Annotated in this window: 25 protein-coding genes and 1 pseudogene; 11 read left to right on the top strand and 15 right to left on the bottom strand. The window is 63.3% G+C overall.

Annotation, left to right across the window (positions count from 1 at the left end; all coding sequences use genetic code 11):
- Window positions 1–69 precede the first annotated feature (69 nt).
- Window positions 70–3,273 carry a phosphoenolpyruvate carboxylase gene (ppc, locus tag P0D89_RS18380; protein WP_408365769.1) on the top strand — a complete coding sequence of 1,068 codons (3,204 nt, stop codon included), beginning with the start codon at window positions 70–72 and terminating at the stop codon, window positions 3,271–3,273.
- A gap of 143 nt (window positions 3,274–3,416) precedes the next feature.
- On the opposite strand, the gene P0D89_RS18385 is transcribed toward ppc, so the two are convergent.
- Window positions 3,417–4,169, bottom strand: coding sequence for a class I SAM-dependent methyltransferase (locus tag P0D89_RS18385; RefSeq protein WP_408365771.1), 753 nt, complete (start codon window positions 4,167–4,169; stop codon window positions 3,417–3,419).
- 165 nt (window positions 4,170–4,334) lie between these two features.
- Between P0D89_RS18385 and P0D89_RS18390 the strand changes: the two genes are divergently transcribed.
- From P0D89_RS18390 to P0D89_RS18410, 5 genes are all read left to right on the top strand, one after another.
- The gene (locus tag P0D89_RS18390; RefSeq protein ID WP_408365773.1) at window positions 4,335–5,147 is read left to right on the top strand and encodes a helix-turn-helix transcriptional regulator; all 813 of its coding nucleotides are present in this window, start codon (window positions 4,335–4,337) and stop codon (window positions 5,145–5,147) included.
- A gap of 236 nt (window positions 5,148–5,383) precedes the next feature.
- Window positions 5,384–6,790, top strand: a complete 1,407-nt coding sequence (gene argH, locus P0D89_RS18395) for an argininosuccinate lyase (protein ID WP_408365775.1) — start codon at window positions 5,384–5,386, stop codon at window positions 6,788–6,790.
- Between the two features lie 436 nt (window positions 6,791–7,226).
- Window positions 7,227–7,712, top strand: coding sequence for an energy transducer TonB family protein (locus tag P0D89_RS18400; RefSeq protein WP_408365777.1), 486 nt, complete (start codon window positions 7,227–7,229; stop codon window positions 7,710–7,712).
- 586 nt (window positions 7,713–8,298) lie between these two features.
- On the top strand, window positions 8,299–9,606 hold the full coding sequence (locus P0D89_RS18405; RefSeq protein ID WP_408365779.1) for an MFS transporter: 1,308 nt from the start codon (window positions 8,299–8,301) through the stop codon (window positions 9,604–9,606).
- A 354-nt stretch (window positions 9,607–9,960) separates the two neighbouring features.
- Window positions 9,961–10,140 (top strand): hypothetical protein, encoded by a 180-nt coding sequence (locus tag P0D89_RS18410; RefSeq protein WP_408376965.1) that lies wholly within the window; start codon window positions 9,961–9,963, stop codon window positions 10,138–10,140.
- Between the two features lie 15 nt (window positions 10,141–10,155).
- Here P0D89_RS18410 and P0D89_RS18415 read toward each other — a convergent pair whose 3' ends face one another.
- A complete protein-coding gene (locus P0D89_RS18415; protein WP_408365783.1) occupies window positions 10,156–10,287 on the bottom strand; it encodes a hypothetical protein in 132 nt (43 codons plus the stop codon).
- Window positions 10,288–10,412: 125 nt separating this feature from the next.
- On the opposite strand from P0D89_RS18415, the gene P0D89_RS18420 reads away from it, so the two are divergent.
- The gene (locus P0D89_RS18420) at window positions 10,413–10,637 is read left to right on the top strand and encodes a hypothetical protein (RefSeq protein ID WP_408376966.1); all 225 of its coding nucleotides are present in this window, start codon (window positions 10,413–10,415) and stop codon (window positions 10,635–10,637) included.
- Window positions 10,638–10,984: 347 nt separating this feature from the next.
- Here the strand turns inward: P0D89_RS18420 and waaC are convergent, their stop codons facing one another.
- Entirely contained in the window at window positions 10,985–11,989 is a 1,005-nt protein-coding gene (waaC, locus tag P0D89_RS18425; RefSeq protein WP_408365785.1) for a lipopolysaccharide heptosyltransferase I, read from the bottom strand.
- 215 nt (window positions 11,990–12,204) lie between these two features.
- Here waaC and P0D89_RS18430 point away from each other — a divergent pair, with 215 nt between their 5' ends.
- Window positions 12,205–13,647: a chloride channel protein gene (locus tag P0D89_RS18430; protein WP_408365787.1), complete on the top strand. Its 1,443-nt coding sequence runs from the start codon at window positions 12,205–12,207 to the stop codon at window positions 13,645–13,647.
- Between the two features lie 244 nt (window positions 13,648–13,891).
- On the opposite strand, the gene P0D89_RS18435 is transcribed toward P0D89_RS18430, so the two are convergent.
- The 11 genes from P0D89_RS18435 to P0D89_RS18485 form a co-directional block, all read right to left on the bottom strand.
- Window positions 13,892–14,203, bottom strand: a complete 312-nt coding sequence (locus tag P0D89_RS18435) for a hypothetical protein (protein WP_408365789.1) — start codon at window positions 14,201–14,203, stop codon at window positions 13,892–13,894.
- 375 nt (window positions 14,204–14,578) lie between these two features.
- Window positions 14,579–14,833 (bottom strand): cell division topological specificity factor MinE, encoded by a 255-nt coding sequence (minE, locus tag P0D89_RS18440; protein WP_008922443.1) that lies wholly within the window; start codon window positions 14,831–14,833, stop codon window positions 14,579–14,581.
- 14 nt (window positions 14,834–14,847) lie between these two features.
- Window positions 14,848–15,663, bottom strand: a complete 816-nt coding sequence (gene minD, locus P0D89_RS18445; protein ID WP_408365791.1) for a septum site-determining protein MinD — start codon at window positions 15,661–15,663, stop codon at window positions 14,848–14,850.
- 104 nt (window positions 15,664–15,767) lie between these two features.
- Entirely contained in the window at window positions 15,768–16,601 is an 834-nt protein-coding gene (minC, locus tag P0D89_RS18450) for a septum site-determining protein MinC (RefSeq protein ID WP_408365793.1), read from the bottom strand.
- Between the two features lie 211 nt (window positions 16,602–16,812).
- A complete protein-coding gene (locus tag P0D89_RS18455; RefSeq protein ID WP_408365795.1) occupies window positions 16,813–17,346 on the bottom strand; it encodes a GNAT family N-acetyltransferase in 534 nt (177 codons plus the stop codon).
- 173 nt (window positions 17,347–17,519) lie between these two features.
- The gene (gene map, locus P0D89_RS18460; protein ID WP_408365797.1) at window positions 17,520–18,305 is read right to left on the bottom strand and encodes a type I methionyl aminopeptidase; all 786 of its coding nucleotides are present in this window, start codon (window positions 18,303–18,305) and stop codon (window positions 17,520–17,522) included.
- A 495-nt stretch (window positions 18,306–18,800) separates the two neighbouring features.
- Window positions 18,801–19,046 carry a ParB N-terminal domain-containing protein gene (locus P0D89_RS18465; RefSeq protein ID WP_408365799.1) on the bottom strand — a complete coding sequence of 82 codons (246 nt, stop codon included), beginning with the start codon at window positions 19,044–19,046 and terminating at the stop codon, window positions 18,801–18,803.
- A gap of 440 nt (window positions 19,047–19,486) precedes the next feature.
- Window positions 19,487–20,686 carry an MATE family efflux transporter gene (locus P0D89_RS18470; RefSeq protein ID WP_408376968.1) on the bottom strand — a complete coding sequence of 400 codons (1,200 nt, stop codon included), beginning with the start codon at window positions 20,684–20,686 and terminating at the stop codon, window positions 19,487–19,489.
- Complete coding sequence (locus P0D89_RS18475; RefSeq protein ID WP_408365807.1) at window positions 20,683–21,315, bottom strand: pyridoxal-phosphate dependent enzyme; 633 nt, start codon at window positions 21,313–21,315, stop codon at window positions 20,683–20,685. The genes P0D89_RS18470 and P0D89_RS18475 overlap by 4 nt, the downstream gene beginning before the upstream one ends.
- Before the next feature lie 41 nt (window positions 21,316–21,356).
- Entirely contained in the window at window positions 21,357–21,824 is a 468-nt protein-coding gene (locus tag P0D89_RS18480) for a YybH family protein (RefSeq protein WP_408365803.1), read from the bottom strand.
- Between the two features lie 1,449 nt (window positions 21,825–23,273).
- Window positions 23,274–23,765, bottom strand: coding sequence for an Lrp/AsnC family transcriptional regulator (locus tag P0D89_RS18485; protein ID WP_408365518.1), 492 nt, complete (start codon window positions 23,763–23,765; stop codon window positions 23,274–23,276).
- A gap of 103 nt (window positions 23,766–23,868) precedes the next feature.
- On the opposite strand from P0D89_RS18485, the gene hppD reads away from it, so the two are divergent.
- A complete protein-coding gene (gene hppD, locus P0D89_RS18490) occupies window positions 23,869–24,909 on the top strand; it encodes a 4-hydroxyphenylpyruvate dioxygenase (protein WP_408365516.1) in 1,041 nt (346 codons plus the stop codon).
- A gap of 38 nt (window positions 24,910–24,947) precedes the next feature.
- On the top strand, window positions 24,948–25,367 hold the full coding sequence (locus P0D89_RS18495) for a RidA family protein (RefSeq protein WP_408365514.1): 420 nt from the start codon (window positions 24,948–24,950) through the stop codon (window positions 25,365–25,367).
- 316 nt (window positions 25,368–25,683) lie between these two features.
- On the opposite strand, the gene P0D89_RS18500 is transcribed toward P0D89_RS18495, so the two are convergent.
- Window positions 25,684–26,130, bottom strand: a complete 447-nt coding sequence (locus P0D89_RS18500) for an SDR family NAD(P)-dependent oxidoreductase (protein WP_408365512.1) — start codon at window positions 26,128–26,130, stop codon at window positions 25,684–25,686.
- Here P0D89_RS18500 and P0D89_RS18505 point away from each other — a divergent pair.
- Window positions 26,105–26,476: pseudogene (locus P0D89_RS18505) on the top strand (LysR substrate-binding domain-containing protein); the annotation flags it as partial. The gene P0D89_RS18500 and the pseudogene P0D89_RS18505 sit on opposite strands and share 26 nt — an antisense overlap.
- Window positions 26,477–26,567 lie beyond the last annotated feature (91 nt).

The raw sequence follows: 26,567 nt of genomic DNA on the forward strand, positions 1-26,567 counted from the left end.
GTTCATAGTGCAGTTCCGCAGTAGCAGTTCATCACTTAACAGACCCTGGCTTCCCTGAGGAAACCCATCGTGACGTCTTCCGGATCGGCGCGCCCTGCCCGCCGCAACACTGCATCGCCCAACGCTCGCGCGGCCCGCGCCGCTGCGCCCTCGGCTTCCGCTGCTACAGACGCCGCCACCGATGCCAATACCGGCATCGCGGCCCAGGCCGTGTCGACAGCCGGCAAACGCGCCGGCAAAACTGCGTTGGCTGCCAAAGCCCCCAAGGCCGCGAAGACCTCCACGCCCGTCAAGGCGGAAAAAGCGGTGAAGGCATCAAAGGCGGACAAGGCGGCCAAGGCAGCCGGGTCCACCAAAATCAAGGTGGTTGCAACGAGCGCCGCCGCAGCGCAGGCCGCCGCAGCGCCGCAACTGCAGGCCGTGTCGGCGGACACGCCCGTCTCCGCGCCGAAAAACGACGGCCGCACACGTGAGAACAAGGACCATCCGCTGTTCCAGGACATCCGTTACCTCGGCCGTCTGCTCGGCGACGTGCTGCGCGAGCAGGAAGGCGACGCGGTGTTCGACGTCGTCGAGACGATCCGGCAGACCGCCGTGCGCTTTCGCCGCGAGGACGACAGCGCCGCCGCGCAGACGCTCGACAAGAAGCTGCGCTCGCTGAGCCCGGAGCAGACCGTCAGCGTGGTGCGCGCGTTCAGCTACTTTTCGCATCTCGCGAATATCGCCGAAGACCGTCACCGCAATCGCCGTCACCGGATTCACGCGCTGGCCGGCTCGACTTCGCAACCGGGCACCATCGCCCATGCGCTGGAACGGCTCGTCGAAGCCGGCGCGGCTGCTACGCCGGTGCTGCAGCAGTTCTTCAACGACGCGCTGATCGTGCCGGTGCTGACCGCGCACCCGACCGAAGTGCAGCGCAAGAGCATTCTGGACGCGCAGCATGACGTCGCGCGACTGCTCGCCGAACGCGACCAGCAATTGACCAACCGCGAACGTGCGCACAACGAAGCGATGCTGCGCGCACGCGTCACCTCGCTGTGGCAAACGCGGATGCTGCGCGACTCGCGCCTCACCGTCGCCGATGAAATCGAAAACGCGCTGTCGTATTACCGCGCTACCTTCCTCGAGGAAATCCCGGCGCTCTACGCCGACATCGAAGAGGCGCTCAAGGAGCACGGCCTCGAAGCGCGTCTGCCGCCGTTCTTCCAGATGGGCAGCTGGATCGGCGGCGACCGCGACGGCAATCCCAATGTCACTGCCGAGACGCTAGAAAACGCGATCACGCGTCAGGCCGCGGTGATCTTCGAACACTACATGGAGCAGGTGCACAAGCTCGGCGCCGAGTTGTCGGTGTCGAACCTGCTGGCCGGTGCGAGCGACGCGCTGAAGGAACTCGCGGCCGCGTCGCCGGACCAGTCGCCGCATCGCACCGACGAGCCGTACCGGCGCGCGCTGATCGGCATGTACACGCGGCTCGCCGCGAGCGCGCGCGTGCGTCTGGGCGAAGGCAGCGTGCCGGTGCGCAGCGCGGGCCGCGGCGCGGCGCCGGTGCGCGCCAAGCCCTACGACGACGCATCCGAGTTCGAGCGCGACCTGCACGTGCTGATCGATTCGCTCGCCGAGCATCACGGGGCGCCGCTCGCCGCACCGCGTCTGTCGCCGCTCGCGCGGGCCGCCGAAGTGTTCGGCTTCCATCTGGCGAGCATCGACCTGCGCCAAAGCTCCGACATCCACGAAGCGGTGATCGCCGAACTGCTCAAGCGCGCGGGCGTCGAGGAAGACTACGCGGCGCTTTCCGAAGCGGACAAGCTCGCCGTGCTGCTCGCGGAACTGTCGCAGCCGCGCATGTTGCGCCTGCCGTATGCCGAGTACTCCGACCTCGTGAAGAGCGAACTCGGCGTGCTCGAAGAGGCGCGCGTGACGCGTGAGAAGTTCGGCGCGCGCGCGGTGCGCAACTACATCATTTCGCACACGGAGACCGTCAGCGATCTGGTCGAAGTGATGCTGCTGCAAAAGGAAACCGGCCTGTTGCGCGGCTGCCTCGGCGATGCGAACGATCCGGCCTACGCGGGCCTGATGGTGATCCCGCTGTTCGAGACGATCCCCGACTTGCGCAACGCGCCGCACATCATGCGCGATCTGATCGCGTTGCCGGGCGTCGATACGCTGATCGAACATCAGGGCAACGAGCAGGAAGTGATGCTCGGCTACTCGGACAGCAACAAGGACGGCGGTTTCCTCACGTCGAACTGGGAGCTGTATCGCGCCGAACTCGCGCTGGTGTCGCTGTTCAACGAACGCGGCGTGACGCTGCGTCTGTTCCACGGACGCGGCGGCACCGTCGGCCGTGGCGGTGGCCCGACCTATCAGGCGATTCTGTCGCAGCCGCCGGGCACCGTCGACGGCCAGATCCGCCTGACCGAGCAAGGCGAAGTGATCGCCAGCAAGTTCGGCAATCCGGAGATCGGCCTGCGCAATCTGGAAACGGTGGTGGCCGCGACGCTCGAAGCGTCGCTGCTGCCGCACGGCAATGCGCCCGATCAACTGCCGGTGTTCGAAGAGACGATGCAGCAGTTGTCCGACGCGGCGATGGCCTCGTATCGCGCGTTGGTCTACGAAACGCCGGGGTTCAAGGAGTATTTCTTCGAGTCGACGCCGATCTCGGAGATCGCCGAACTGAACATCGGTAGCCGGCCTGCCGCGCGCAAATTGCAGGACCCGAAGCAGCGCAGGATCGAAGATCTGCGCGCGATTCCGTGGGGCTTCTCGTGGGGCCAATGCCGTTTGCTGCTGACCGGCTGGTACGGCTTCGGCAGCGCGGTGGCCGCGCATCTCGACGGCGCGCCGAGCGACGCCGAACGCGCGCGCCGTCTCGCGCTGCTGAAGAAAATGCACAAGACCTGGCCGTTCTTCTCGAACCTGCTGTCGAACATGGACATGGTGCTGGCGAAGACCGATCTCGCGGTCGCGTCGCGCTACGCCGCGCTGGTGTCGGACAAGAAGCTGCGCAAGCACGTGTTCGAGCGCATCGTCGCGGAGTGGGAGCGCACCTCGAAGGTGTTGTCGGAGATCACCGGCAAGAGTGAACGGCTCGCGGAGAATCCGCTGCTCGCGCGTTCGATCAAGAACCGCTTCCCTTATCTGGATCCGTTGAATCACCTGCAGGTGGAACTGCTCAAGCGTCACCGCGCGGGCGACAGCAACGCGCGCGTGCTGCGCGGGATTCATCTGAGCATCAATGGGATTGCGGCGGGGCTGCGCAATACGGGTTGAGCGATCGGCTGAGTTCGCGCGCTACGGCGTGAACGGCGCGCCTGGCCGCGCGCCGCGCGAACGCAAAGTCAAAGTCAGAGTCAACGCGATTCTCTGCGGCGGGATGTCGGTTTCGGCATCCCGCCGTTCTGTTTGCAGCGCGTTCAGTGCGCGTCGATCATCAGCGCATCGAGCTTGAACGAGCCGTCTTCCTGCACGTCGAAATATTGCCGCACTTCATCCGGCGCATGGTCCCACAGCGAGCGGATCGCGACCACGCGCGGTTCCGGCGTGCGCATGCGCGCCACCCACGAACCGAACTCGATGTCGATGCGCCAACGTTCGCGAATCGATGCCTTGAAACCCGCCGCGGCGAACAACGCAACCCATTCGTCGGCGCGGTAGTCGCGGATATGCGAGCCGTCGCGCAACAACTCGACCGCCTGAATGTGCGTGTCGAGCAACGGGTGATCTATCCCCGCGATATCGACGAACAGCACCTTGCCGCCCGGCTTCAGCACGCGCCGCACTTCGGCGAGCGCGCGCGGCACGTCGTGCCAGTGGTGCGCGCTCATCCGGCTGATCACCCAGTCGAACGAATCGTCGGCGAACGGCAGTGTCTCGGCCGCGCCCTGCTGCGTGCGGATGTTGGCGAGGCCGCGCTCGCGCGCCGCGCCGTCGACCGTCGCCAGCATCTGCGGCGCGATGTCGTAGGCGACCACTTCCTTCGCGTGCGGCGCGACCGCGAAGCTCGCGTGGCCCGCACCGCAGCCCATGTCGAGCACCGTCGCGCCCGGCGTCGCCGCGATCGACTCGGCCAGCATCCCCAGATCAGCGCCGGTTGCATGGGTCTGACTCGTCAAATATGCGGCGGCGGTCGAGCCGAAGGCGTCGGCGACCTGATCGTGATGCTTCATGGGGAGGCTCCGGTTATTGATTAGAGGGTAGAGCTGGAAGGCATTGTGCCGTTCCAGCCTCTACTGCCGCTACAATAGGGCCCGTCGTGTACCAGTACAAGTTAAGCAATTATTCTGGTATCTCTATTACTACCCCAATCACCACCCAGCCGCAACCCGATCAGAATGACCACGCCGTCATCCGCCAATAACCCGCCGCCGCTCGACGCCACCCCCGCCCGCGCGCTCGGCGACTTCATCCGCGCTCACCGCGAACGGCTCTCGCCGCAAGCGGTCGGCCTGCCGCCCGGGCCGCGCCGCCGCACGCCCGGCTTGCGGCGCGAGGAAGTCGCGCAGCTGTGCGGCGTAAGCCCCACCTGGTACACGTGGATCGAGCAGGGCCGGCCGGTCTCCGCGTCCGCCGACGCGCTCGCGCGGATCGCGGTCGCGCTGCAACTGTCGCGCGCCGAGCGGGCCTATCTGTTCGAGCTGGCCGCGCAGCGCGACCCGGCCGAGCCCGATCCGGCCGCCGCCGACGCGCCCGCCACGCTGCTGGAAACGGTGCAGCTCGTGAGCGCGCCGGCCTACGTGCTCGATCGGCAGTGGAATGCGCTCGCGTGGAACGAGCGCGCAGCCGACCTGTTCGTCGGCTGGCTGGACGGCGCGCATGATCGCAATCTGCTGCGCTACACGTTCACCGAACCGGCTGCGCGCGCGCTGATCGTCGACTGGGAAACGCGTGCGCGGCGCCTCGCCGCAGAATTCCGCGCCGACTCGATCCGCCACCTGAGCGACGCGCCCACCCGCGCGCTGATCGATTCGCTGGCGGCCGCGAGCGACGCCTTCGCGCGCTTCTGGGCATCGCAGGACGTCGGCGGCCGCGAGGGCGGCCGGCGCGAGTTCAATCATCCGCGCGACGGCCACATCGTCTACGACCAGATCACCTTCAAGCCCGCGCATCGCGAGGACCTGAAGCTTGTGGTGCTGGTGCGCGAGTAGCGGACTGCGCTGCGACGCGCGCGCCAACGCTGTCTGGCCGAACCGCCGCGCGCCTTTCGCCTGAGCCGCACATGAATATCGCCCGGACAACGCCTCGCCCGCAGCGTCTTGAAGGCGCGCGGCCAGTGTTAAAATCCTTGTCTTTCCTCGCTTCGGCGGCGCCTTCGCACGGTTCGCGCGGGCGCGCCGTCAGCCTCTTCACCGCACGCTCAACTGCCGCTTAACTGCCCAACACCATGACGTCCCAACTGCACAAAAAAGGCGAAGCCTGGTCGGCTCGCTTCTCGGAGCCGATGTCGGAGCTCGTCAAACGCTACACGTCGTCGGTTTTCTTCGACAAGCGTCTGGCGCTCGTCGATATCGAAGGGTCGCTCGCGCACGCCTCGATGCTGGCCGCGCAGAAGATCATTGCCGCCGACGACCTCGCCTCGATCCAGCGCGGCATGGCGCAGATCAAGGGTGAAATCGAGCGAGGCGAGTTCGAGTGGCAACTCGATCTGGAAGACGTCCACCTGAACATCGAAGCGCGTTTGACCGCGCTGATCGGCGACGCCGGCAAGCGTCTGCACACCGGCCGCTCGCGCAACGACCAGGTCGCGACCGACATCCGTTTGTGGCTGCGCGGCGAGATCGACCGGATCGGTGGCCTGCTGACGGATCTGCGCACCGCGCTGCTCGACATGGCGGAAAAGAACGCGTCGACCATCATGCCCGGCTTCACGCATCTGCAAGTCGCGCAGCCGGTCACGTTCGGCCATCATCTGCTCGCCTACGTCGAAATGTTTTCGCGCGACGCCGAGCGCATGGTCGATTGCCGCAAGCGCGTGAATCGTCTGCCGCTGGGCGCGGCGGCGCTCGCCGGCACCAGCTATCCGATCGACCGTCACGCGGTGGCGAAGACGCTCGGCTTCGACGGCATCTGCGCGAACTCGCTCGACGCGGTGTCCGACCGTGACTTCGCAATCGAATTCACAGCAGCGGCGGCGCTCGTGATGACGCACGTGTCACGCTTCTCCGAAGAGCTCGTGCTGTGGATGAGCCCGCGCGTCGGCTTCATCGATCTGGCCGACCGCTTCTGCACCGGTTCGTCGATCATGCCGCAGAAGAAGAACCCGGACGTACCCGAACTCGCACGCGGCAAGACCGGTCGTGTGAACGGCCATCTGATCGCGCTGCTGACGCTGATGAAGGGCCAGCCGCTCGCGTACAACAAGGACAATCAGGAAGACAAGGAGCCGCTGTTCGACACCGTCGACACGGTCGCCGATACGCTGCGCATCTTCGCTGAAATGGTCGCCGGCATTTCGGTGAAGCCGCAGGCGATGCGCGACGCCGCGCTGCAAGGCTTCTCGACAGCCACCGATCTGGCCGACTACCTGGTCAAGCGCGGCCTGCCGTTCCGCGACGCGCACGAAGCGGTCGCGCTGGCCGTGCGCATCTGCGCGGATCGCGGCTGCGATCTGGCGGATCTGACGCTGGAAGAAATGCGCGCCGAGCTGCCGAACGTCGCGCATCTGATCGGCGAGGACGTGTTCTCGTATCTGACGCTCGAAGGCTCGGTGGCGAGCCGCAATCATCCGGGCGGCACGGCGCCGGAGCAGGTGCTCGCGGCGGTGAAGGCGGCGCGTGCGGCGTTGAAGTAACCGAAGCAGCGAGCGCAGCAAAAGCAGTAAAAGCAGCACGTGGCGCGGCAAGTGGTGAGCGCCGCTCACTGCATGCACTGCACAAGCCACAGAAAGGCGGACTCGTCAGCGGGTTCGCCTTTTTCATTGGCGGACCCGCACGGCGTGCGCACGCGGCGCGCAAAAAAAGAAAGCCCGCACGAAGCGGGCTAAACAAAGACTTCCACCGATGCCTCTCGAAAGAGGCAATCAAAGTGTAGGCGTGTTTGTGCGGCCCACCAATCCGCTAATATTTCCGGCTATTACGGCCGCGCGCGGCCGTGCATAGCGGGCGAACGCCAATTGCATCCCGGCGTTTTTTGACTACCATCAAAGTAAGCCCTCTCCGTGCTTTTCGCCGACGATGTTCACCCGTACGCGCCACCTTCGCCCTCCGACCGGACGTTTCACTGCGCGCATGAGCGCAGCGTCGTTGTCCACGCCTCGCGCGCTGCTGACCGCGGCATTGACCGTCGCGGTTACCGGCTGCACGATCACGCTGCCGACGCATGAGCCCGTCGTCAGCACGCCGTTGGCCGCCATCAACAGCGCGACGCTCGACCAGTATCGCGACGCGGTTGCGAAGCGCATCGTCGAACGCAATCCTTCTTACGTGTTGCGCGGCACACCGCAGGCAATGTTGCGCTCGCTGGTGGTGGTGTCGTTCACGGTAGATCGCAATGGGCACGTGGTGCAGTCGTCGGTCTATCGCACCAATGGCGACGACGAAGCCGAAAGCACCGCGCTCGCCACGCTGCGCCGCGCCGCGCCGCTGCCGTTGCCGCCCGGCAAGCTGCTGAATGGCCGTGGCCAGCTCGAACTGTTCGAAGACTGGCTGTTCAACGACGACGGCAAATTCCAGTTGCGTGAGCTAGCGTCGCCGCAAGCGCAAACGATCGACTGAAGACGCCTCGCCTCTTACCGGTGACTGCACAGCGTGCATCACTGAGGCGTCGTACGACCGCGCAGCGCCCTCGCAACGACCTCACTGCCCGCCATCATCCTTGCGCCGCCATTGCTGCCCAATAGCCGCGCTCGCTATAATTTTGCCATTCCCGTCGCCGGAGCCTTCCGGCATGGCTCACGCTGCCCGCATACCCGTCGGCGCGGCGCGACGCCGATTGCAGCGGCGCCGCGTCATCCGCGAGCGTCGCCCGCTTGATGCGCGATGCCTCACGCCTGACGGCTCATGCCCAACGGCCAGCGTGTCGCGCCAGAGCGGCCACCTTGTTATCCGCACGCTTCACGCAACCCGCCTGGCGATTCGCCCGGCAACCCGCGTTCGACAATCCGCCGGCATGGCCGTGTTCGCGCGCGAACCGCGCCGGCTGCCGTTGTAAGCTGTTGAACGCCGCGCGCCTCGCGTGGCTTCGCATCAGCCGCGCAAGCGGCGCGGAGCGTGGGAATGTAAACAAAGATGCCGCCGCGGCGTGCGCGACCGACCTTTAACGCACGGCGCCCGGCGGCCTTACGACACATGGAGACCCTGCATGTCCACATCGCCGATTTCCTCGGCTCAGCCCAATACGAGCGGGCAGAACAGCAGCGCGCGGATCATCTTCGCGAGCTTCATCGGCACCGCGATCGAGTTCTACGATTTCTACGTCTACGCAACCGCCGCGGCGCTCGTCATCGGACCGGTGTTTTTCCCGCATAGCTCGGCCACGGCTCAGGCCTTGTCGGCGTTCGTCACGTTCGGCATCGCGTTTGTCGCGCGGCCGATCGGCTCATTCCTGTTTGGCCACTTCGGTGACCGCATCGGCCGTAAATCGACGCTGGTCGCTTCGCTGCTGGTGATGGGCCTGTCGACCACGCTGATCGGCTTCGTGCCCGGCTACGACTCGATCGGCAGCCTCGCGCCGATCCTGTTGTGCGTGTTGCGCTTCGGCCAGGGCATCGGCCTCGGCGGCGAATGGGGCGGCGCGGCGCTGCTCGCCACCGAAAACGCGCCGGCCGGCAAGCGCGGCTGGTTCGGCATGTTCCCGCAACTCGGGCCGTCGATCGGCTTTCTCGCGTCCAACGGGCTGTTCTTCGCGCTGGCCCTGTCGTTGAGCGACGAACAGTTCCGCAGTTGGGGCTGGCGCGTGCCGTTCATCGTCAGCGCGGTGCTGGTCGTGCTCGGCTTGTACGTGCGTCTGAAAATCGCCGAGACGCCGGCATTCCAGGCCGCCATCGAGCGCAAGGAACGCGTCAAGGTGCCGATCGCCACGCTGCTGTCGCAACACTGGCTGCCCACCGTGCTCGGCGCGCTCGCGATGGTGGTCTGCTACACGCTGTTCTACAACGCGACCACGTTCTCGCTCTCATATGGCGTGTCCGTGCTGCACATTCCGCGGCAGACGTTCCTCGGCCTGCTGTGCATCGCGGTGGTGTTCATGGCGCTCGCCACACCGCTGTCGGCACGCGCGAGCGACCGCTTCGGACGCAAGCCGGTGCTGATCGTCGGCATCATCGCGGCGATCCTGTCGGGCTTCACGATGGCGCCGCTGCTCGGCAGCGGAGAAACGCCGCTGGTGCTGCTGTTCCTCGTGATCCAGCTGTTCCTGATGGGCGTGACCTTCGCGCCGATGGGCGCGCTGCTGCCGGAGCTGTTTCCGACCAACGTGCGCTATACCGGCGCGGGCGTGTCGTATAACCTCGGCGGGATTCTCGGCGCGTCGGTCGCGCCGTATATCGCGCAGGTGCTCGCCGCGCACGGCGGGCTGCCGTGGGTGGGCGCGTATGTGTCGGTGGCCGCGGCGGTGAGCCTGATCGGCGTGCTGTGCATGCGCGAAACCCGTGACGCGCGCTTGATGTGACGATGCGAGCCGCGGCGACGCGATGATGCGGCGAAGCGGCGACGCATTGAGTGTGCGGTGACCCGCGGCGGTGATCGTTGACGTTGACGTTGACGTTGACGTTGACGTTGACGTTGACGTTGACGTTGACGTTGACGTTGACGTTGATCGTTGACGTTGACCGTCAGCGCTGAACGACGCCCCTGCTCCCGACCCGATGCCCCCGGCGCATCAATTGCGCGCCCCGGCGGCACCTGCGGGACGCCGCCTTACGTGCTGCGTATGCGGCCTTCCTATGTTGATCCTGGTATTGCGTGCTTTTTTGACTTGCCTATACTCGATTCCAATAACCCTAAGGCATGCAGGGAGGCTCGGATGAACATTCATCTTCATAACGCGGACATCGTGATGATCATCGCGCTGGCGCTGCTGGGCGCGTTGCTGCTGGCGTTGCGCTTTCGTCCGGCGAGCTGGAAGGGCATCGTGCTGGAAGCGCTGGCTGCGAACGCGGCTGCCTTTGCCGCGGTAGTCGCGTTCGAGATGCTGGTGGCTTGAACGCCTTCAGCGGTCTTAGCGGTAGTAATAGCCGCCGTGATGATAGTAGCCGCCGCCGTAGTAGCCAGGGGCCGGAGCGACGATGCAGCCGCCGAGTGCGGTTGCGAGGAGCGTGCCGGCGGCGAGAGTCAGAAGCAAGCGTTTCATATTGTTCTCCATCGAGTCAGATTCATTCGAGCCAAACCCCGAATGACCCGATTGAACACGACAAGCCCTCGCACGAACGTTGCCATTTGTAAGGGAAGATCACCAAGGTGTTACATCGCCGGTGCATGAAAACCGCCGAATCAAAAGGCTTTGGGCGATGCGTTCACATCAGCGGAAAACACCGCCTATACTGGTTTGAACGCGCCCATGCGGCGCATGCCTTGCTGGCGCGGTGCATAGGGCTCGGGCGTTGCGTGTGGAGAGCGGGTTCGAGCGGCGGCGAGGCCGCGATCCGACTGAAGACGGAGCGTGAATCGAAAAACGTGCTCAACGAAAAGCGACAGATTTAACAGGCGTGTATTGCGCGCAGCAAACCTCGCGCCGGTGCTTCGCGGGGTTAACGGTGCAGCACTAAACGGCGCGATCAGGCATTTGCGCTTCGCACCTGTGGGATGAAGAACCGTTTAATCCGGCGACAAGAAGCGGCCGCTGGCTTTGACACCGAACGGGCATCCGCTTCAGGCCGCTTCGCCGAGCACCGTTCTTCGCACCAAACGATTTCCTCTCCGCCCGCTGTTCCCCGACACGGGCGATTTCGGAGGCGTTACGTGACAGCGCCCATTTGATCGGGCGATCTGCGCGTCACGCCTCTTTTCTTTTTGAGCAAACGATTGCGCGACAGCGCGAAAACCAGCGCTCAGCCGACGGCCGAGTGCTGCTGGACGGCGGACTCCTGCGGCTCGCTGTGCACGTAGTCGATCGCCGCGAGCGTGGCGCTGACCGGCGGCACCGACCGGCCGTCGCCGACCGAGATCGAACGGTAAGGCGATTCGACGCCGCAATGCGACGGCGACGTCGCCACGAAGATCATCACGGTGCGCTTCTGCAACGCGTGGGCAAGGTGGACGAAGCCGGTATCGGTGCCGACCACCAGCGAGCATGCGTCGATCATCTGTGCGATCTCCGTCACGCTCATCTTCGGCAACACGGTCGAGTTCGGCACCTGCGCGGCGATCTGCTCCGCCTCGGCGCGCTCGCCGGCGGAACCCCACGGCAAGACCACGCGAAAGCCCCGCTCGGCCAGCTCGCGACCCACCGCCACCCAATGAGTCAGCGGCCACTTCTTGTCGTCTTTGGAGGTGGCGTGAAAAAGTGCAGCGACCGGCGCGCTCCCGGCCTCGAACGGCTGGCGCACCGGGTTGGGCAGACGCAGGTTGTAAATGGGCGGCCCTTCGACCTCGTAGCCAAGCGCCTCGCCTGCGCTGATCCGCATGCCATGCCACGCATTGCCTTCTGGACGCGGGCCGAACCGCCCGGTGTACGCGAATGCGGCGCCCCGCTCTCCCAAATCCTTGGACTGATAGCCGATACGCCGCGACGAGCGCGCGAGGAACGCGATGATCGCGCTCTTGTAGACGCCGTGGATGTCGATAATGAAGTCGTAGCGATACGCCCGCAGTTCGGCGATGGACGCCCAGATCGCCTTCAGATCGCCCCAGCGGCGCGCCTTCTTGAAGCGCCGCAGCGGCGCGCACAGCACCCGGTCGACGCTTTCGCTCCAATGCACCAGTTCGGCGAATGCTTCGTCGGCCGCCCAATCCACTTCCACGCCCGGAAACGCGCGCTTGATATCGGCGACGACTGGCAGCGCCTGCACGATGTCGCCGAGCGAAGTGACCTTGACGATAAGGACTCGCTTCATTAAAGACCTGTCAGTTGTTCGAAAATCCCACCATTTTAGCCGACGATTGTAATATTCCTTGTTGGATCGGGCAGCGTCCGCATCGGAATCTCAATACGGCGCATTACATACTGCGTCTAATCTCCTCGGATTCCGCGGCATCTCAGAATGCTTGCACACCCTTTAGCCGGCGCGGTGCGCTTTATACTTCACCCTTTGCGCCAGCACACACGCTTATGTCCCGGCCCTTTTCCCAGCGTTCTTCCACGATCACGCGCCGCGCAAGACGCCTTTGGCGGCAATACGGCATTTTCTGGCTCGGCGCGATCGCGGTCGGCCTGATCGCGGTGCTATATGCGCGCTTGATCGACTGGGGCTACGCCGAGTTCCGCACGCTGCAACACCGGTTCGTATGGGCGCCGTTGCTCGTCACGCCCGCGGTCGCGGCGCTCGCCGTGTGGCTCACGCGCACCTTCTTTCGCGGCGCCGAAGGCAGCGGCATTCCGCAGGTGATCGCCACGCTCCATTCGAAGCCAGGCGAATACGGTGCGCGGCTGCTGTCGTTCCGGATTCTGTTCGGCAAGATCGCGGTTTCGTTTCTGGGGATTCTGGGCGGCTTCACCATCGGCCGCGAAGGACCGACCGTGCAGGTCGGCGCGGCGCTGATGTTCAATCTGCGCAGGCTCTATCCACGCTCGAACGCACTGATCGAACGGCAGCTCGTGCTGGCTGGCGCGGCCGCCGGCTTGTCCGCCGCGTTCAATACGCCGCTCGCCGGGATCGTGTTCGCGATCGAAGAACTGACGCGCAGCTTCGAGGCGCGCGCGAGCGGTGTGGTGATCACCGCGATCATCATCGCGGGCGTGATCGCGCTCGGGCTGAACGGCAACTACACCTACTTTGGCACGATCCAGATCGGTGTGCACTTTCCTGACCTGCTCGCGCTCGCGGTGCTGCTCACGGCAGTCGTCACCGGCATCGCGGGCGGCGTGTTCGGCTGGCTGCTGCTGAATACCGCGCGCTGGATTCCGGCGCCGCTGCGTCAACTGCATGGCGAGCGGCCGGTCGTGTTCGCCGCCTTGTGCGGTTTCACGATCGCGGTGGTCGGTCTGATTTCGGGCGGCACGACGTTCGGCAGCGGTTATGCGGAAGCACGCGGACTGCTCGACGGCCATGAGCAGCTGTCGGTGTTCTATCCGTTCCTGAAGATGATCGCGATGGTCGGTTCATACCTGCCCGGCATTCCGGGCGGCATCTTCGCGCCGTCGCTGTCGATCGGCGCGGGCTTCGGCAATCTGCTGCACATGGTGTTCGATTCGATGCAATTGCCGATGCTGATCGCGCTCGCGATGGTCGGCTATCTGGCAGCCGTCACGCAGTCGCCGATCACGTCGTTCGTGATCGTGATGGAGATGATCAACGGCCATGCGCTGGTGATTTCACTGATGGCCACCGCGTTGATCGCGAGCCGCGTGTCGCGCTTCTTCGCGCCGCCGCTGTACGAGTCGCTGGCGCAGCGCTATATGGCGCCGCTGCCGAAACCAGCGCCCGCGCCGGTGCCCGAAGTGCCTGAAGTCGAGGCGCCTGATGTGTCCGACGTCGCGGCATCGGAAGCGGCGGCGCCGCACCTCGACGGCGCAACGCGCGCTGATGACGACGCCGAAGCGCCGCGTCAGTAGACGACCACGCGCGGCACGTGCACATACATCGGCCGCGCCGGCACGACGACGCAGCCGGCAAGCATGACCGCGAGCGCGGCGAGCAGAAGCAGATTCTTTTTCATCGACGTGTTTCCTGAAATACATCGGTAAGCGCTACGCGGCGCGTACGCGTGAAGTTTGTGCTGGAGAACCGGTAGCGGCGATGGCAACGGCGACGCGCAGCGTCGAGCGCACCTGTCACGCGCCGCTGCCGTCTATCGCGTTACGCCCAGTGGCCCTGTACCCAGTGGTAGTTCGGGCCATGCGAGACCCAGTGACCCGGCATCCAGTGATAGCCGACGCGCTCGGCCTGCCAGTGCCCCGCGGCCCACACGTAGCGGCCGTGATCCCAACGCCAGTGACCGTGATCCCACGCATAGCCGACGCGCGGCGCGGGCACCGCTTCGTCACGCACGGGCGGCGGCGCGGACGGCGCGATCACAACCACTTCTGCGGCCGACGCGGATCCCGCAGCGGCGACGCCGGCTGCGATCAATACGATGTTGGCAAGCAGCAAGCGAAAGTTCTTGTTCATGATGCCCTCTCTGGTTGAACACCGAATACGGCGTTCTCCGTTTAATGCGCGAGGGCTGCTAGCGGCTGACTGCGGGCGTGTTACGGCGCACGCTGAAGTGCAACGGATTATTTCGACGAGAGGCTGGGCAGCGCGCGAAGCCGCGTGAGAGCGCACACGGACGCAACGCGGTGAAACGAGGCCGCGAAACGGTGCGGAGAAAACAACGGGGGGAATGAAACCGCGAAGACACCGCGCACGAGACCACGCGGCAAAGACAATCGCCTCGGCGCTCGCGCACCGCACGGCGTCACGTCATCCGAACGCAACGCCGCGCGGCGCACTGCACATCAACATCAACTGAAACCAACCGCAGAACCGAACAGATCCCGAAGATCAAGCCTGCGGTATTTCGATCTTGACCTCGAGCACTTCGAGATCGTCCTGACGCTCGAGGCTCACGCGTATATCGTCATCGGAAATCTTCACGTACTTCGAAATCACGGCTACTAGTTCGCGTTGCAACGCAGGCAGATAATCGGCGGGCGCGTGGCCGCCGGCGCGCTCGTGCGCGATGATCAACTGCAGGCGTTCCTTCGCTACCGACGCGGACTTCTTCTTCTCGCCCAGCAAAAACGAAAGAATCGACATTACGTGCGCTCCCCTTACTTGGTGCCGAAGAGGCGCTGCAGCAGCCCGGGCTTCTGGTAATCGGTAAAGCGAAGCGACTTCTGCTCGCCGAGGAAACGCGACACGACATCCTTATAGGCTTCCGCCACGTCGGTGCCGTCCAGATGCACGGCGGGCAGACCCTGGTTCGACGCGTGCAGCACCGCTTCCGATTCCGGAATCACGCCGATCAGATCGATGCGCAGAATTTCCTGGATGTCGGTGAGCGACAGCATTTCGCCTTCGCTGACGCGCTTCGGGTTGTAGCGGGTGATCAGCAGGTGTTCCTTGATCGGCTCCTTGCCCTCGATCGCGCGCTTGGTCTTCGACGACAGGATGCCGAGAATGCGGTCCGAGTCGCGCACCGACGACACTTCCGGGTTGGTCACGATCAGCGCTTCGTCGGCGAAGTGCATCGCGAGCAGCGCGCCGGACTCGATGCCGGCCGGCGAATCGCACACGATGTATTCGAAGTCCATTGCGATCAGATCGTTGATGACCTTCTCGACGCCTTCCATCGTGAGCGCGTCCTTATCGCGCGTCTGCGACGCCGGCAGGATGAACAGGTTCTCGCACTTCTTGTCCTTGATCAGCGCCTGGTTCAGATTGGCTTCGCCCTGGATCACGTTGATCAGGTCGTACACCACACGACGCTCGCAGCCCATGATGAGGTCGAGGTTCCGCAGGCCGACGTCGAAGTCGATCACGGCGGTTTTGGTGCCACGCAGTGCGAGGGCCGATGCAAAACTCGCGCTCGTGGTCGTCTTGCCCACGCCACCCTTGCCCGAAGTCACCACAATGATTTTTGCCATTACCCTTACCTTGTGTTCGTCAAATTCATCAATTATGTGCGGCCATATTTGCCGTGAAACTCCGCGCGCCAGATTCGTTCAGCGCAGCTCCCGTTTCCCGTCGATCAAGTGAGCCGCAGCGGTTCGATCATCAGCTTTTCTTCTTCGAGCCAGATCTGCACCGGCTTGCCGAGCACGTCGGACGGCAGCGGGTTCTCGGTCGTTCGATAGATGCCCGCGATCGAGATCAGTTCCGGTTCGAGACACGTGCAGAAAATACGCGCGTCGTGATTGCCCTGCACGCCGGCCAAAGCCCGGCCGCGCAGCGGCGCGTAAATATGGATGTTGCCTTCCGCGATCACTTCCGCGCCGTAGCTCACGAGGCCGAGCACGACAAGATCGCCCTTCGCGTAGATGCGCTGGCCCGAGCGCAGCGGCTTGTCGACCACCATCGTTTGCGACGAGGTTGCGAGCCGCACGGGCTCGGCGGCGGGAGCGGGCTCGACCGCGGCGGCCGTAGCCGCGGCGCCGGCCGCTGCAGGTGTTGCGGCGGCTGCCGTGTCCGCGCTCGGGCCTTTGACGGCTTGTGCGTCCGCTGTCGCATCGGCGCTGTCCTCGTCGGCCGGCTTCGAAGCAGCGCCGCGACGATCGCGCGCCTCGAGCAGCGGCAACGCCGATTCAGCCGCCCACGTCTGCTGTGCGTTGGCGACCACGCCGACCGGCCGCATGCGCACGCTGTCGAGCAGTTGCGCGATGTCGACGAGCGGCACGCGCTCGTTTGCGGCAAGGCGGCGCACGTCGATCGCGACGACGTCGTTAGCGAAGAATTCGGGGGTCGCCTCGAAGCGCCGCGTCAGCTCGGCACGCATGGCGTCGATGTCGGTTGTCTTGACCACGAACAGGAGCGTATCGACAGCGCCACTGCGCAGTTCGAAAAAGGGCGATTTCTTGGGCGACATAGCGTTCGGCAAAAAATTTTGCGTATTTTACAGGCGTCCACGCGCGCGGCGAGCTTTTTTGCCGGAACAGTGAGCCACCTCGATTGCGGCGCGGCCACGCGCGCGCCATTCAGGCCGCGCAGCCGCCGATGATCGCGCTCGATCGCTCGAGCAAGATCGCGGGACAGACGCGCAGGGGAATCGAGCGGCACGCTGTGCGCCGCTCGCGAGATCACTGCTGGGACACCTGGGACGTGCCCGGCACGTGGCGCACCAACAGACTTTCGATCTGCTCGGGCGCACGCGCGACACGGCGATGCTCGCCGGTCTGATTGAAACCGAGCGCCTCGTAAAAGCGCATCGCATTGCGGTTGGCGTCGGCGACCCACGCGTAGATTTCCGTGGCGCCTTCGCCGGCGAGCCAGCTGCTGGCCGTGTCGACCAGCAGTTCGCCGCCGCGCAGATGACGCACGGCCGGCGCCACCCACAACTCGCAGACGAACGCGCGGCGCGCCGCGGTGTCTTCGAAGTGCGCTTCGATCAGTCCGGCGGGATGACCTTCGGTGTACAGGATGAAGGTGCTGACGGAAACCGACACCGCGCGATCCGCGGCGGTGGCGTTGAAACTGGCGACATCCGCCGACAACGCGTCCTCGAGTGTCGCGCCGAAGGCATAGGGCGCCTCCCGCAGCGACGCAGTACGGAGTTCGCGAAAAACGGCGCCCTGATCAGCGGCGATACGGCGAACGGTCAATGACGGACTCATGCAGACGAAAACCCCTTGAAACCCTAAGACGTAGCTTTAACCGAACCGGCGTGCGAGTCAAATCATTATTGACACGATTGCACCGCCGCATGAAATGTGGATATGCGACGCGCGCGACCGGGCGGCATGTCTTCGCCGCGCGGCGAGCTTCGCAAGGCGCGCGCTCGATCCGCTCACGGTGCTTCGTAGCGGCCGGTGCCGTCCGGCCACGGCGTCAGCAGTTCATAGCCGTCGTCGGTCACGGCGATCATGTGCTCCCATTGCGCCGACAGCGAGCGGTCCTTGGTGACCACGGTCCAGCCGTCGCGCTGCACGGTGGTGCCCGCGCGGCCCGCGTTGATCATCGGCTCGATCGTGAAGACCATGCCCGGTTTCAGACGCACGCCCTGCCCCGGCTGGCCGTAGTGCAGCACCTGCGGGTCTTCGTGATAGACCTTGCCGATGCCGTGTCCGCAGTAGTCGCGCACGATCGAAAAGCCATCGCGCTGCGCCACTTTCTGAATCGCGTAGCCGACGTCGCCGAGCGTCGCGCCCGGCTTCACCTGGCGGATGCCCGCGAGCATCGCCTCGTAGGTCGTGTCGATCAGCTGGCGCGCCACTGTGCTCGGCTGGCCCACGCAATACATCCGGCTGGTGTCGCCGAAATAGCCATCCTTGATGATCGCGACGTCGATGTTGATGATGTCGCCGTCCTTCAGGACCTCGTTGCGATTCGGAATGCCGTGGCACACCACCTGGTTGACCGACGTGCAGACCGTCTTGGGAAACCCCAGGTAGCCGACATTGGCCGGAATCGACTTTTGCGTGTTGACGATGTAGTCGTTGCACAGCGCGTCGAGCTCTTCGGTGGAGACGCCCGCCTTGACGTGCTCGACGATCATTGCCAGCACGTCGGCAGCGAGGCGGCCGGAAATGCGCAGCCTGGCGATGTCGTCGGGGGACTTGTAGGTAATGGCCATGAATTCAGTCGATGTGGGTCGGATGGGGTTCGATGTTCAGCGCATGCCGGGCCGCCGCGAGCGGCCGGCACATCATGCTCACACCGGCGATGCCCCGGCCAATTGTACAGAGGATCGTCGCCGGACCCGGGCAAACCGGGTCGAACGGAGTCGCAGCGTGATTTTCTTGAGGCGTTGGGCGGCGGTTGGAAAGTGCGACGCGCTGTCTGTCGGGGCGTGTTGCCGGCGTATGGGGAAACCACTTGTGATGGTTTGCAAGCCGGGGCGCCGCCGATTGCGGATTTGCTTCGTTGGTTTCGTGAAGGCGTTGAGCCCCGCGCTTTTTCTTCCCGGATCGCGCGGCTTTTCTCAGAAGAACGTGAGCCCGTTGAAGTCCGCGATTTGCGTAAAGGCACGCGCGAATGCTGGCTGCTCATGCGTCGGCGCCGTGAGCGCGCGCATCTCGGTTGGCTTCTCAGTCGACCTCTCAGTCGGCCTTCGCCGCAACGAATTGCATCACGTCCGGGCGTCCTTCGTCGAAGCCTGCTTCGCAGTAGGCCAGATACAGCCGCGTTTGGCCGCCGCCAGTCGATGATGCCCATCCATCACTGCGAGACTGTCGCTTTCGAGGACGATCGGAGCGGTCCATCGGCCGCTGCGCGCAATGCTATCGATTACTTCGAGCAAACGTGCCTCGACGTGCTGTTCATTCGGCAAGATCAGATCGGTCGGAATCAGTTGAATCGGCCAGTCGCCTTTCATGGTCGTGTCCATTTTCGATAGGTTGACAATGACGCATCGCGCCTGTGCTTCGCATTCCGCCCGATCGAACCAGCGGAACTCAGATGCCCTGCTGCGCGGCCAGCGCGCACGGATCGACCGCTGGAAACGCGCGCGGCTACAGCGCGTGCGCCGCAACCACGGGAACGACGCATCATTGCGAAGCGCTCGTTGAGGTTGTTGCGCTTGTTGTGCCCGTTGCGCCCGTCGCCGTGGCTGCCACGGACCCACTCCCCACCGCTGCCGCGCCTGAAGTCGCGGCCCACCGCGCCGACAACTCTGCAGGTGTTCGATTGCAGCCAGAACATCGGCGTCGGCATTCTGCGTGGACTCGGCGACGTCAAAAGTTCGTTCCGCATCTCGCTGATCGGCTACTGGCTGATCGGGCTGCCGGTCGCATATCTGGCGGGCATCGTGATGGGCTACGGCATCCACGGCATCTGGGTCGGTCTCGCGATCGGTCTTGCGGCGACCGCGTCGCTGCTGCTGCGCACCTTTGAAACGCGGCTCGGCAGGAGCGCGGCGATCGTCAGCAAACCAGCGGCGAGCTTCAGCACCTCGGCGTTGGTTTCGCTGTGCGCGTCGAGAAACGGCCTGATCACCGCGCCGGGAATCGCGAGATACGGCAGCGCGATAAGCACCATCGCCCCGATGCCGAGCGCGAGGCCGGTATAACCGAGCCGGTGCGCGCCGCGATAGTCGTGCTGCGCGCACGCATGACTGATGCTGATCGAAGACGCATGCGACAACCCGACCGAGATCATGAACACGATGTAGATCACCTGGTTCACGATGGTTTGCGCGGCCAGCGCGCTCGCGCCGAGCGACCCGATGATCAGCGTCAGCACGGTGAAGAACGCAGCTTCGGAGCCGTACGTCGCGGCAATCGGCAGGCCCATTTTCCAAGTGCGCGCGAGTGCCGCGAGATCGGTGCGCCAGATCGCCAGCGACAGGTGTTCGGACAGTTCGCGGCGTCTGGCCACCACACCGAGAAACATCAGGAACGACAGCAGATACACACCGCTCGTTGCGTAAGCGATGCCGGTCAGCCCGAGTCGCGGCAGACCGAAGCGGCCGAACATCAACGCGTAGTCGAGCGCGGCGTTCAGCGCGATCGACACGATGGTGATCGCCAACAACGGCCCGGGCTTGCGCAAGCCGACCGTGTATTGCCGCAGTGCCTGAAACCACAGACACGGCAACATGCCGGGCGCGGCGACCGCGAGATACGACGCGGTCTGCCGCGCAACCGACGGGTCCTGCCCGAGCCACACGAGCGGCTTTTCGATCACCAGCATGAGCAGCGCGAACACCACGGCGGCCAGCGTCGTCAGCGCGAAACTCGCGCGCACCAGCCGGCGAATTTGCGCCGGATCGTTCTGACCGTTGGCGAACGCGACCAGATTGCCGGTCCCGGTGACAAGACCGGTGCCCATCGTACGCAACTGGTTGAATAGCGTCAGAGCGAGACCGCCGGCGGCGATCTCGCGCGCGCCGAGCATGCCCATCATCACGATATCCGTGGTGGTGAGCGCGACCTGCGCGAGCTGCGTGAGGATCAGCGGCGCCGCGAGGGCGCCGATATGCGCGGCATCGAGCCGGAACTGTCGAACGGGCTTCATGCTGCTCCGTGCCACAACGTGTCGAGTTCGGCTGCAATGCTCTCTTCGAGCAGATTGCGTTCGCCCATCCACTCGTCGTTGAAGACGGTGTCGAGATACTTCTCTCCGCCGTCGCAAACGAGGATCACGAGGATGGCATCGGCCGGCAGCGTGTCGAGCATATGCAGCGCGTGATAGATCACGCCGCCCGCCGAGCCGCCGACCAGCAGCGCCTTCCTGCGCGCGACGTAGCGCGCCGTATTGAACGCCGCCGCGTCCGACACCGTGACGCCTTCGTCGAGCAGCGAATAGTCGACCAGCGCACCGATCTCCGCGCCCGGCGGCGTGCCGGTGCCCGACTGGTAATACGCGCCGCCCTCTCCGCCAAACGCGATCGAGCCGATCGGCTCGACACCGATCACGCGCGGCGCGGCCACGCCGCCTTGCGCGCCGAGCGCCTTCAACGCGCGCGCGGTGCCGAACAGCGAGCCGCCGGTGCCGACCGAGCCGACCAGGTAATCGATCTTGCCGCCGAGCGCCGCATGCAACTCGTGCGCGAGTTCGTGGTAGTCGGCGTTCGCCCGAAGCGTTCTGTCGCGCCACCGAGCACTAGTGGTTGGCTGCGGCGTCTCGGCATGTGTTTCGCCCAGCTTGCGGGGTGTCTCAGAAGTGAACTGGACCTAAGTTCGTCTTATTGTTGGGGCGCAGGCGTGTTCGTGGTCCAGATGTCGCGATGCATTTTCCAATGACCATTCGTGCTCTTCCATATAATCACGTAATCTCCGGCGTCCAAGACCTTGCCCCCTTCTCCCGGGACCGTGTACTTGCCCACCTCATAGGCGGTGTCGCCATGCGCCTCTACTTCCACTGAGGTCAGCTTTATCGCTTTGAACCCTGAATCTATCGCCCCTTTCCAATACTCCGTGATCGCCTTCTGTCCGCTGACGACTTGACTGTTCGGCGGGAAAAGTTTCGCAGTTCCGGTATAGAGTGAAGCGATGCCAGCCGCATCGCCACGACTGACAGCCTTTTCCCATCGTTTATTGCTGGCTTCGATTGCCGCGCGTACATCCCCCTGTGCTGACACGGCATTCGCAAAGCCAATGAGCACACTAAAGAGAGCAAAAAGAGAAAATGATCTTTTTAGTACGTGAAACATACCGCCTCCTAAGATTAATCGCGATTCGTGTTAAATCCGCCTGTCGCAGTTCGACCCCACACGGCCACCGGGCCAAGCGCCATCTCGACGGCAGCTTATGAGGTCCCAAGGTCATCCGCGAACTCGCGACTAGTATCCGAGGGTCGTTGCCGACGAATTCGGCAGTTTCGGCGTACGCTTCCCCTACCTTTTCAACAGGTTCCGAAGTTTTCTGCGAGCGTCAAGTTGAAGGGCGGCCAAAGCCGCTTTTTGCGTGCGCTCTTGAGGCCGCGAGAATCGGGCGGATGGCGGCACAAGGCGAAGCTTCGAGTTGATGGCCGCATACGTTGTGGAGCGAGCACACTGAGGCGGCCGACGCAGCCTCGATAGGCACATGTGTCGTCGAACGCCTTTCTACGGGTCAGACTTGCTTCCTGTCTCCACAGGGACCCGCGCTTTTGGGGCCGGCATGGAAGGGGCATTCGTTGCCCCACACTGTTCCAGGGCCGCTATGGCTTTTTTAGCGAGCGCAATCGTCTCGTCGCATGCGGCAGGGTCGGCCAATGACTCGCATCCACCTCCCTTATTAACGCGCGCCAATGCGTTGCGAGCTTTTTCAAGGGCCGCTCCCGCAGAACCATTGTCCGAAATAAGCGCCGCCACATTAAATGCGCTCCCGGCCCGGGTAACAACCCAGTCTGGACAAGCAGGTGTCGCGCGGGCGCCGCTGGTAATGAAGATTAGACAAAGACCGACGACCGGCCAATGGCGGAGCCATAGCTTGGGTGAATGAATCATCAGCACCACCAGGTTGGCTTTTACAAATTATTGAATTCAGAGCGCAAATATATCTATTCAGTTAATCCATTTTAAATAGAGCGTCGCTTTCATTTTCTAAATTTAATCATCGCGATGAAAGCTTAACAATAGACAATAGATAGGTAAATGCAAGAAGCCCAAACGAGATGCGATAGGCAGCAGCCGCCAGGACGGAGCGCAAGTGATCGCGCACAACGATAAGATCGAGTAGTAGAGAACCTATACAAAACCAAGCGTCCAGCACGATCTCGCGGCAACTGCGCCGCGTCGGATGTGAACGAACGCTGGAATGTCCTGCTAACGCAACTGAAGGAAGGCAGGCAGTCGTTACATGGAAGAACGACCGCGCGAACCTTTTTGAGGCAATCTATTTGGAGAGCCAGCAGAACGCAGCCTGAGCGGGCACTCGAGAATGTCCGTTGTGTGTGCGAAGTCAACGTTCGAATGTCTTGGCAACCGCGCCGGCGAACACCCGCAGATGGCGCCGCCGATCCTTGCCGACCGCTGTGCGATGATCAACTGCCCATCGCCCCGAGCGGCATTGGCGACCCTCTCCAGCCGCTCAGGCTAGTGCAACGTCAATGGCCGCTTCCAGGGTTCTGTGGACGTCTCGGTTTTTCGCCGGGCTTCGTCGAGTGGCTGTCAACTGGACTACCGTTTGATCACCCGGTAGTCAGCCTGGAGTACCTCGCTTACGCGTTCGGCCGCTGGCACGGGTATGGAGAGCACAAGGGAAGTAGTGATTGTGCCAAAGCTGCCGATCCTGTCGATGACAGCCTCCAGTTCGACGCTTGACCGGGCCAGCACTTGCAGGATGTAGCTGTCCGACCCGGTTACCCGCAGGACCTCCACGACATTTGGCGTCTCGCGAAATGTCTTTAAAAGGCTCGCGCCCCTCTCGGCTGAAGCGCCGATCCGAATCACGGCATTGATAGGGAAGCCAAGGCGCGTCCAGTCCACTTCCGCGCGATACCCCTTTATGACCCCCCGCTCCTTGAGGCGGCGAACCCGCTCCGCACACGCCGGGGCCGTAAGGCCGACCTCGGCCGCAAGCGACTTGTAGGGCGCCCGGCCGTCACGCAACAGAATCTTGACCAGCTTCAGGTCCGTCGCATCGAGAAAGTTTCGGTCCGTGTTTTCCATGAAAACAAAAGTATAAATACGACGTGACTTTCGATTCTAAACGACCGACACAATCGACATGAAGCAAACTTGAGACATTGCTAACTTTATTGCGGACGGCCTTTTGCGTAACGTTACTACGGCGGGATTCGCCTTCGTCGAGTTTGTGGGCTCGGACCTCGAGGCGCTCGTTTCCCTCTTTGAGAAGTTTGGGTTCAGGGTAGTCGGGCAACGGGAAAAGACTGGGTCCGTTCTTCTGCGTCAGAACGAGGCTGTCTTCATCGTGAATCCGGCAAAGAACCCGTTCCGCGAAGTTCACGGTGCTTCAGCGCGTGCGATCGGAATCAAGGTGGATAGCGCGGCGAATGCGTTGGCGCGGGCCATCGACGGCGGAGCGCGATTGGCGACGTCCGCCGATTTTGGCGAATACGTCGTCAACTCACCCGCCATAGTCAATATCGGCGACAGCTTGGTCTATTTCGTCGATCACGACTTTGTGTCCGAGTTTTCGGTTCCCTATCGGCCGGTCCAATCTCCAGCGGTTGTCGGGGCTGCGATCGAAGCGATCGACCACACTTCGAATATCGTGAGGCCGGAAAACCTCGACCGGTGGGCTCACTTCTACAGGGACGCCTTTGCATTTGTCCAGAAGCAGTATCTGGATGTGAGGGGCAAGCAGACCGGCATGCGGGCCAAGTCAATGGTCAGCCCCTGCGGGAAGGTTTCAATCCCGATTGCCGCCGCCGCGCATGACCAGCCCGGCATGTTGAATCAGAACGACGAGTTCATCCGCAACTACAAGGGAGAGGGGATTCAGCACATCGCTCTTCTGTCCTCAAACATCGAGCTGACGATTGAGGCTTTGCAAGCCGCGGGAATCGAGTTTATAGATGCACCCCCGAAGGCCTATTACCGGAACCTCGACGCTCGCGTCCCTGGCCACGGTCAGGATCTGGACAGCATCGAACGCCGGGGGATCCTTCTGGACGGCAAGGGTGATGGAAGGATCTTGCTGCAACGGTTCACGCGTCGCCAGATCGGTCCAATCTTCTTCGAGATTATCGAGCGACGTGGCGAGGACGGCTTCGGCGAGGGCAATTTCAAGGCGCTCTTCGAGTCGCAGGAGCAGGACCAGGTTCGTCGCGGATCACTCAACGCCTTGTAGGTCAGCCAATACTCTTGTTCTTTTCCAAGGTACTCATCATGCAGCCTTCCAGGACCACTACCGTCCTTTTGAATCCCCATCCGGCTCTCGGCAGCACCGACGTTTTCAAGACGTTCAACTACGCACCCGCGGTTGCGGCAGGTGGTCTGCTGTTCGTTGCCGGCCAGATTGGGATCCGGGTTGACGGGACCGTTCCCGCAAGCGTCGAAGAACAGATCGATCTGGCGTTTCAGCGACTTGGCGCGATCCTGCAAGCAGCTGGGCTGGGCTTCGATGATCTCGTCGACTTCGTCAGCTATCACGTAGACATTGACAAGCAGCTTGCGGCGTTTCGGGAAATCAAGAACCGCTACATCAAGGAAAACGCTCCGGCATGGACTATTCTCGGGGTGGCTGCATTGGCCAGGCCGACCCTCTTCGTCGAGATCAAGGCTGTTGCCGCGATGCGCAGCGTGTGAGCGAGCGAGAAAAGCGCACCAGTTGATGATACGACCGCAACTTCCGCGATGGCGTCGGATCTCTTTGCCACAATTCCCGATGTATCGTCGGTCTACCGAAGGGTTGCTTGCCCAGGGCAGAGCAGACGCCCGAACGCCCGGGAGCGGGTACAGACGAACGTCGTTTCCTGGCCGCCCTCTGCCTGTCGGCGATCGGTAGCACGCGATCCGGACCAGCCATTTGTTCTCATACAAAGCGGACGCTGACTCCAAGGCGCGATGAATGCTCGGCTCGAACGAAAAGACAGGCACCCTCTGCGCGATCCCTGATGGGCACCTACGGCGCTTCGTCAAATGCAGTACTTCGTGTCAGCGTCTCCCACGCGTCAATATCCTTGGCCATGGCAGCAAGCTGTTTGCGCGCAAGGTCGAGCGCGTCGGCGCCCAGCAGTAGATGCATTGGTGGCTGCTTCGCCTTTAATGCTTCAATGATTGCAAGCGCGCCTTTCGCCGGATCGTTCTGTTGCTTTCCGTGCGAGTCGAGCAGGGCATCGCGTTGCTTGCCCAATGTCTCGGCAAACTCAGGAAGGCGAATTCTGGATTGCCGCATCGAACGGCCGCGAAAATCGGTCCTGAACGCGCCGGGTTCGACTACCGTCACGCCGATGCCGAACGGTGCCATCTCTTTCGCTAGGGTCTCGGAAAGCCCTTCAAGGGCGTACTTGCTCGCATGGTAGTAGCCGACCGCCTCGCCGGAATATTTGTCGCGGCATCGTGCTCCCAATACGCCGGACGATCTTCAGCGTCACCGATGCATCAATTACCGGATGGAAACGGCAGGCAGCCTTTATTCGTGGGAATTTGAAAACGGCCGTCGAAAATTAAAGGTGGCGCTGTCGGGACCACTGACATTCAATGAGCCGGATCTGATGCTCCAGGCCGCGATCGATGGTCTTGGCGTCGCGTACGTGCTGGAGCATGAGGCAGCGCTCCATATCGGTAAAGGGCGTCTGGTCCAGGTGTTGGAAGACTGGTGTCCCCCGTTCGCGGGGTTCTTCCTCTACTACCCGTCGCGCAAACAGGTTTCCCCTGTGTTGGCAGCGTTGTTGAAGCGCCTACGGGCACAGTGAAACTCGCGAAACGCTTTTGCGACCTGACAGGATTTTCGTTTATGGAGTTTTGATTGAACATGAGTCGAAACGCGTCTGCCGCTTCGCTGAG

It is taken from the genome of Paraburkholderia sp. RL18-085-BIA-A, from assembly GCF_046027075.1.
In the GTDB taxonomy this organism is placed as follows: domain Bacteria; phylum Pseudomonadota; class Gammaproteobacteria; order Burkholderiales; family Burkholderiaceae; genus Paraburkholderia.

What these genes read in the sequence shown, in the direction of transcription:
- P0D89_RS18390 (WP_408365773.1), top strand. Translation starts at nt 4,335, where the DNA reads ATGACCACGCCGTCATCCGCCAATAACCCGCCGCCGCTCGACGCCACC.
- map (WP_408365797.1), bottom strand. Translation starts at nt 18,305, where the DNA reads ATGGCCATTACCTACAAGTCCCCCGACGACATCGCCAGGCTGCGCATT.
- P0D89_RS18385 (WP_408365771.1), bottom strand. Translation starts at nt 4,169, where the DNA reads ATGAAGCATCACGATCAGGTCGCCGACGCCTTCGGCTCGACCGCCGCC.
- P0D89_RS18480 (WP_408365803.1), bottom strand. Translation starts at nt 21,824, where the DNA reads ATGTTTCACGTACTAAAAAGATCATTTTCTCTTTTTGCTCTCTTTAGT.
- P0D89_RS18415 (WP_408365783.1), bottom strand. Translation starts at nt 10,287, where the DNA reads ATGAAACGCTTGCTTCTGACTCTCGCCGCCGGCACGCTCCTCGCAACC.
- P0D89_RS18485 (WP_408365518.1), bottom strand. Translation starts at nt 23,765, where the DNA reads ATGGAAAACACGGACCGAAACTTTCTCGATGCGACGGACCTGAAGCTG.
- P0D89_RS18405 (WP_408365779.1), top strand. Translation starts at nt 8,299, where the DNA reads ATGTCCACATCGCCGATTTCCTCGGCTCAGCCCAATACGAGCGGGCAG.
- minE (WP_008922443.1), bottom strand. Translation starts at nt 14,833, where the DNA reads ATGTCGATTCTTTCGTTTTTGCTGGGCGAGAAGAAGAAGTCCGCGTCG.
- P0D89_RS18465 (WP_408365799.1), bottom strand. Translation starts at nt 19,046, where the DNA reads ATGAAAGGCGACTGGCCGATTCAACTGATTCCGACCGATCTGATCTTG.
- argH (WP_408365775.1), top strand. Translation starts at nt 5,384, where the DNA reads ATGACGTCCCAACTGCACAAAAAAGGCGAAGCCTGGTCGGCTCGCTTC.
- minC (WP_408365793.1), bottom strand. Translation starts at nt 16,601, where the DNA reads ATGTCGCCCAAGAAATCGCCCTTTTTCGAACTGCGCAGTGGCGCTGTC.
- P0D89_RS18430 (WP_408365787.1), top strand. Translation starts at nt 12,205, where the DNA reads ATGTCCCGGCCCTTTTCCCAGCGTTCTTCCACGATCACGCGCCGCGCA.
- waaC (WP_408365785.1), bottom strand. Translation starts at nt 11,989, where the DNA reads ATGAAGCGAGTCCTTATCGTCAAGGTCACTTCGCTCGGCGACATCGTG.
- P0D89_RS18410 (WP_408376965.1), top strand. Translation starts at nt 9,961, where the DNA reads ATGAACATTCATCTTCATAACGCGGACATCGTGATGATCATCGCGCTG.
- P0D89_RS18435 (WP_408365789.1), bottom strand. Translation starts at nt 14,203, where the DNA reads ATGAACAAGAACTTTCGCTTGCTGCTTGCCAACATCGTATTGATCGCA.
- P0D89_RS18495 (WP_408365514.1), top strand. Translation starts at nt 24,948, where the DNA reads ATGCAGCCTTCCAGGACCACTACCGTCCTTTTGAATCCCCATCCGGCT.
- P0D89_RS18420 (WP_408376966.1), top strand. Translation starts at nt 10,413, where the DNA reads ATGAAAACCGCCGAATCAAAAGGCTTTGGGCGATGCGTTCACATCAGC.
- P0D89_RS18455 (WP_408365795.1), bottom strand. Translation starts at nt 17,346, where the DNA reads ATGAGTCCGTCATTGACCGTTCGCCGTATCGCCGCTGATCAGGGCGCC.
- P0D89_RS18400 (WP_408365777.1), top strand. Translation starts at nt 7,227, where the DNA reads ATGAGCGCAGCGTCGTTGTCCACGCCTCGCGCGCTGCTGACCGCGGCA.
- P0D89_RS18470 (WP_408376968.1), bottom strand. Translation starts at nt 20,686, where the DNA reads ATGAAGCCCGTTCGACAGTTCCGGCTCGATGCCGCGCATATCGGCGCC.
- minD (WP_408365791.1), bottom strand. Translation starts at nt 15,663, where the DNA reads ATGGCAAAAATCATTGTGGTGACTTCGGGCAAGGGTGGCGTGGGCAAG.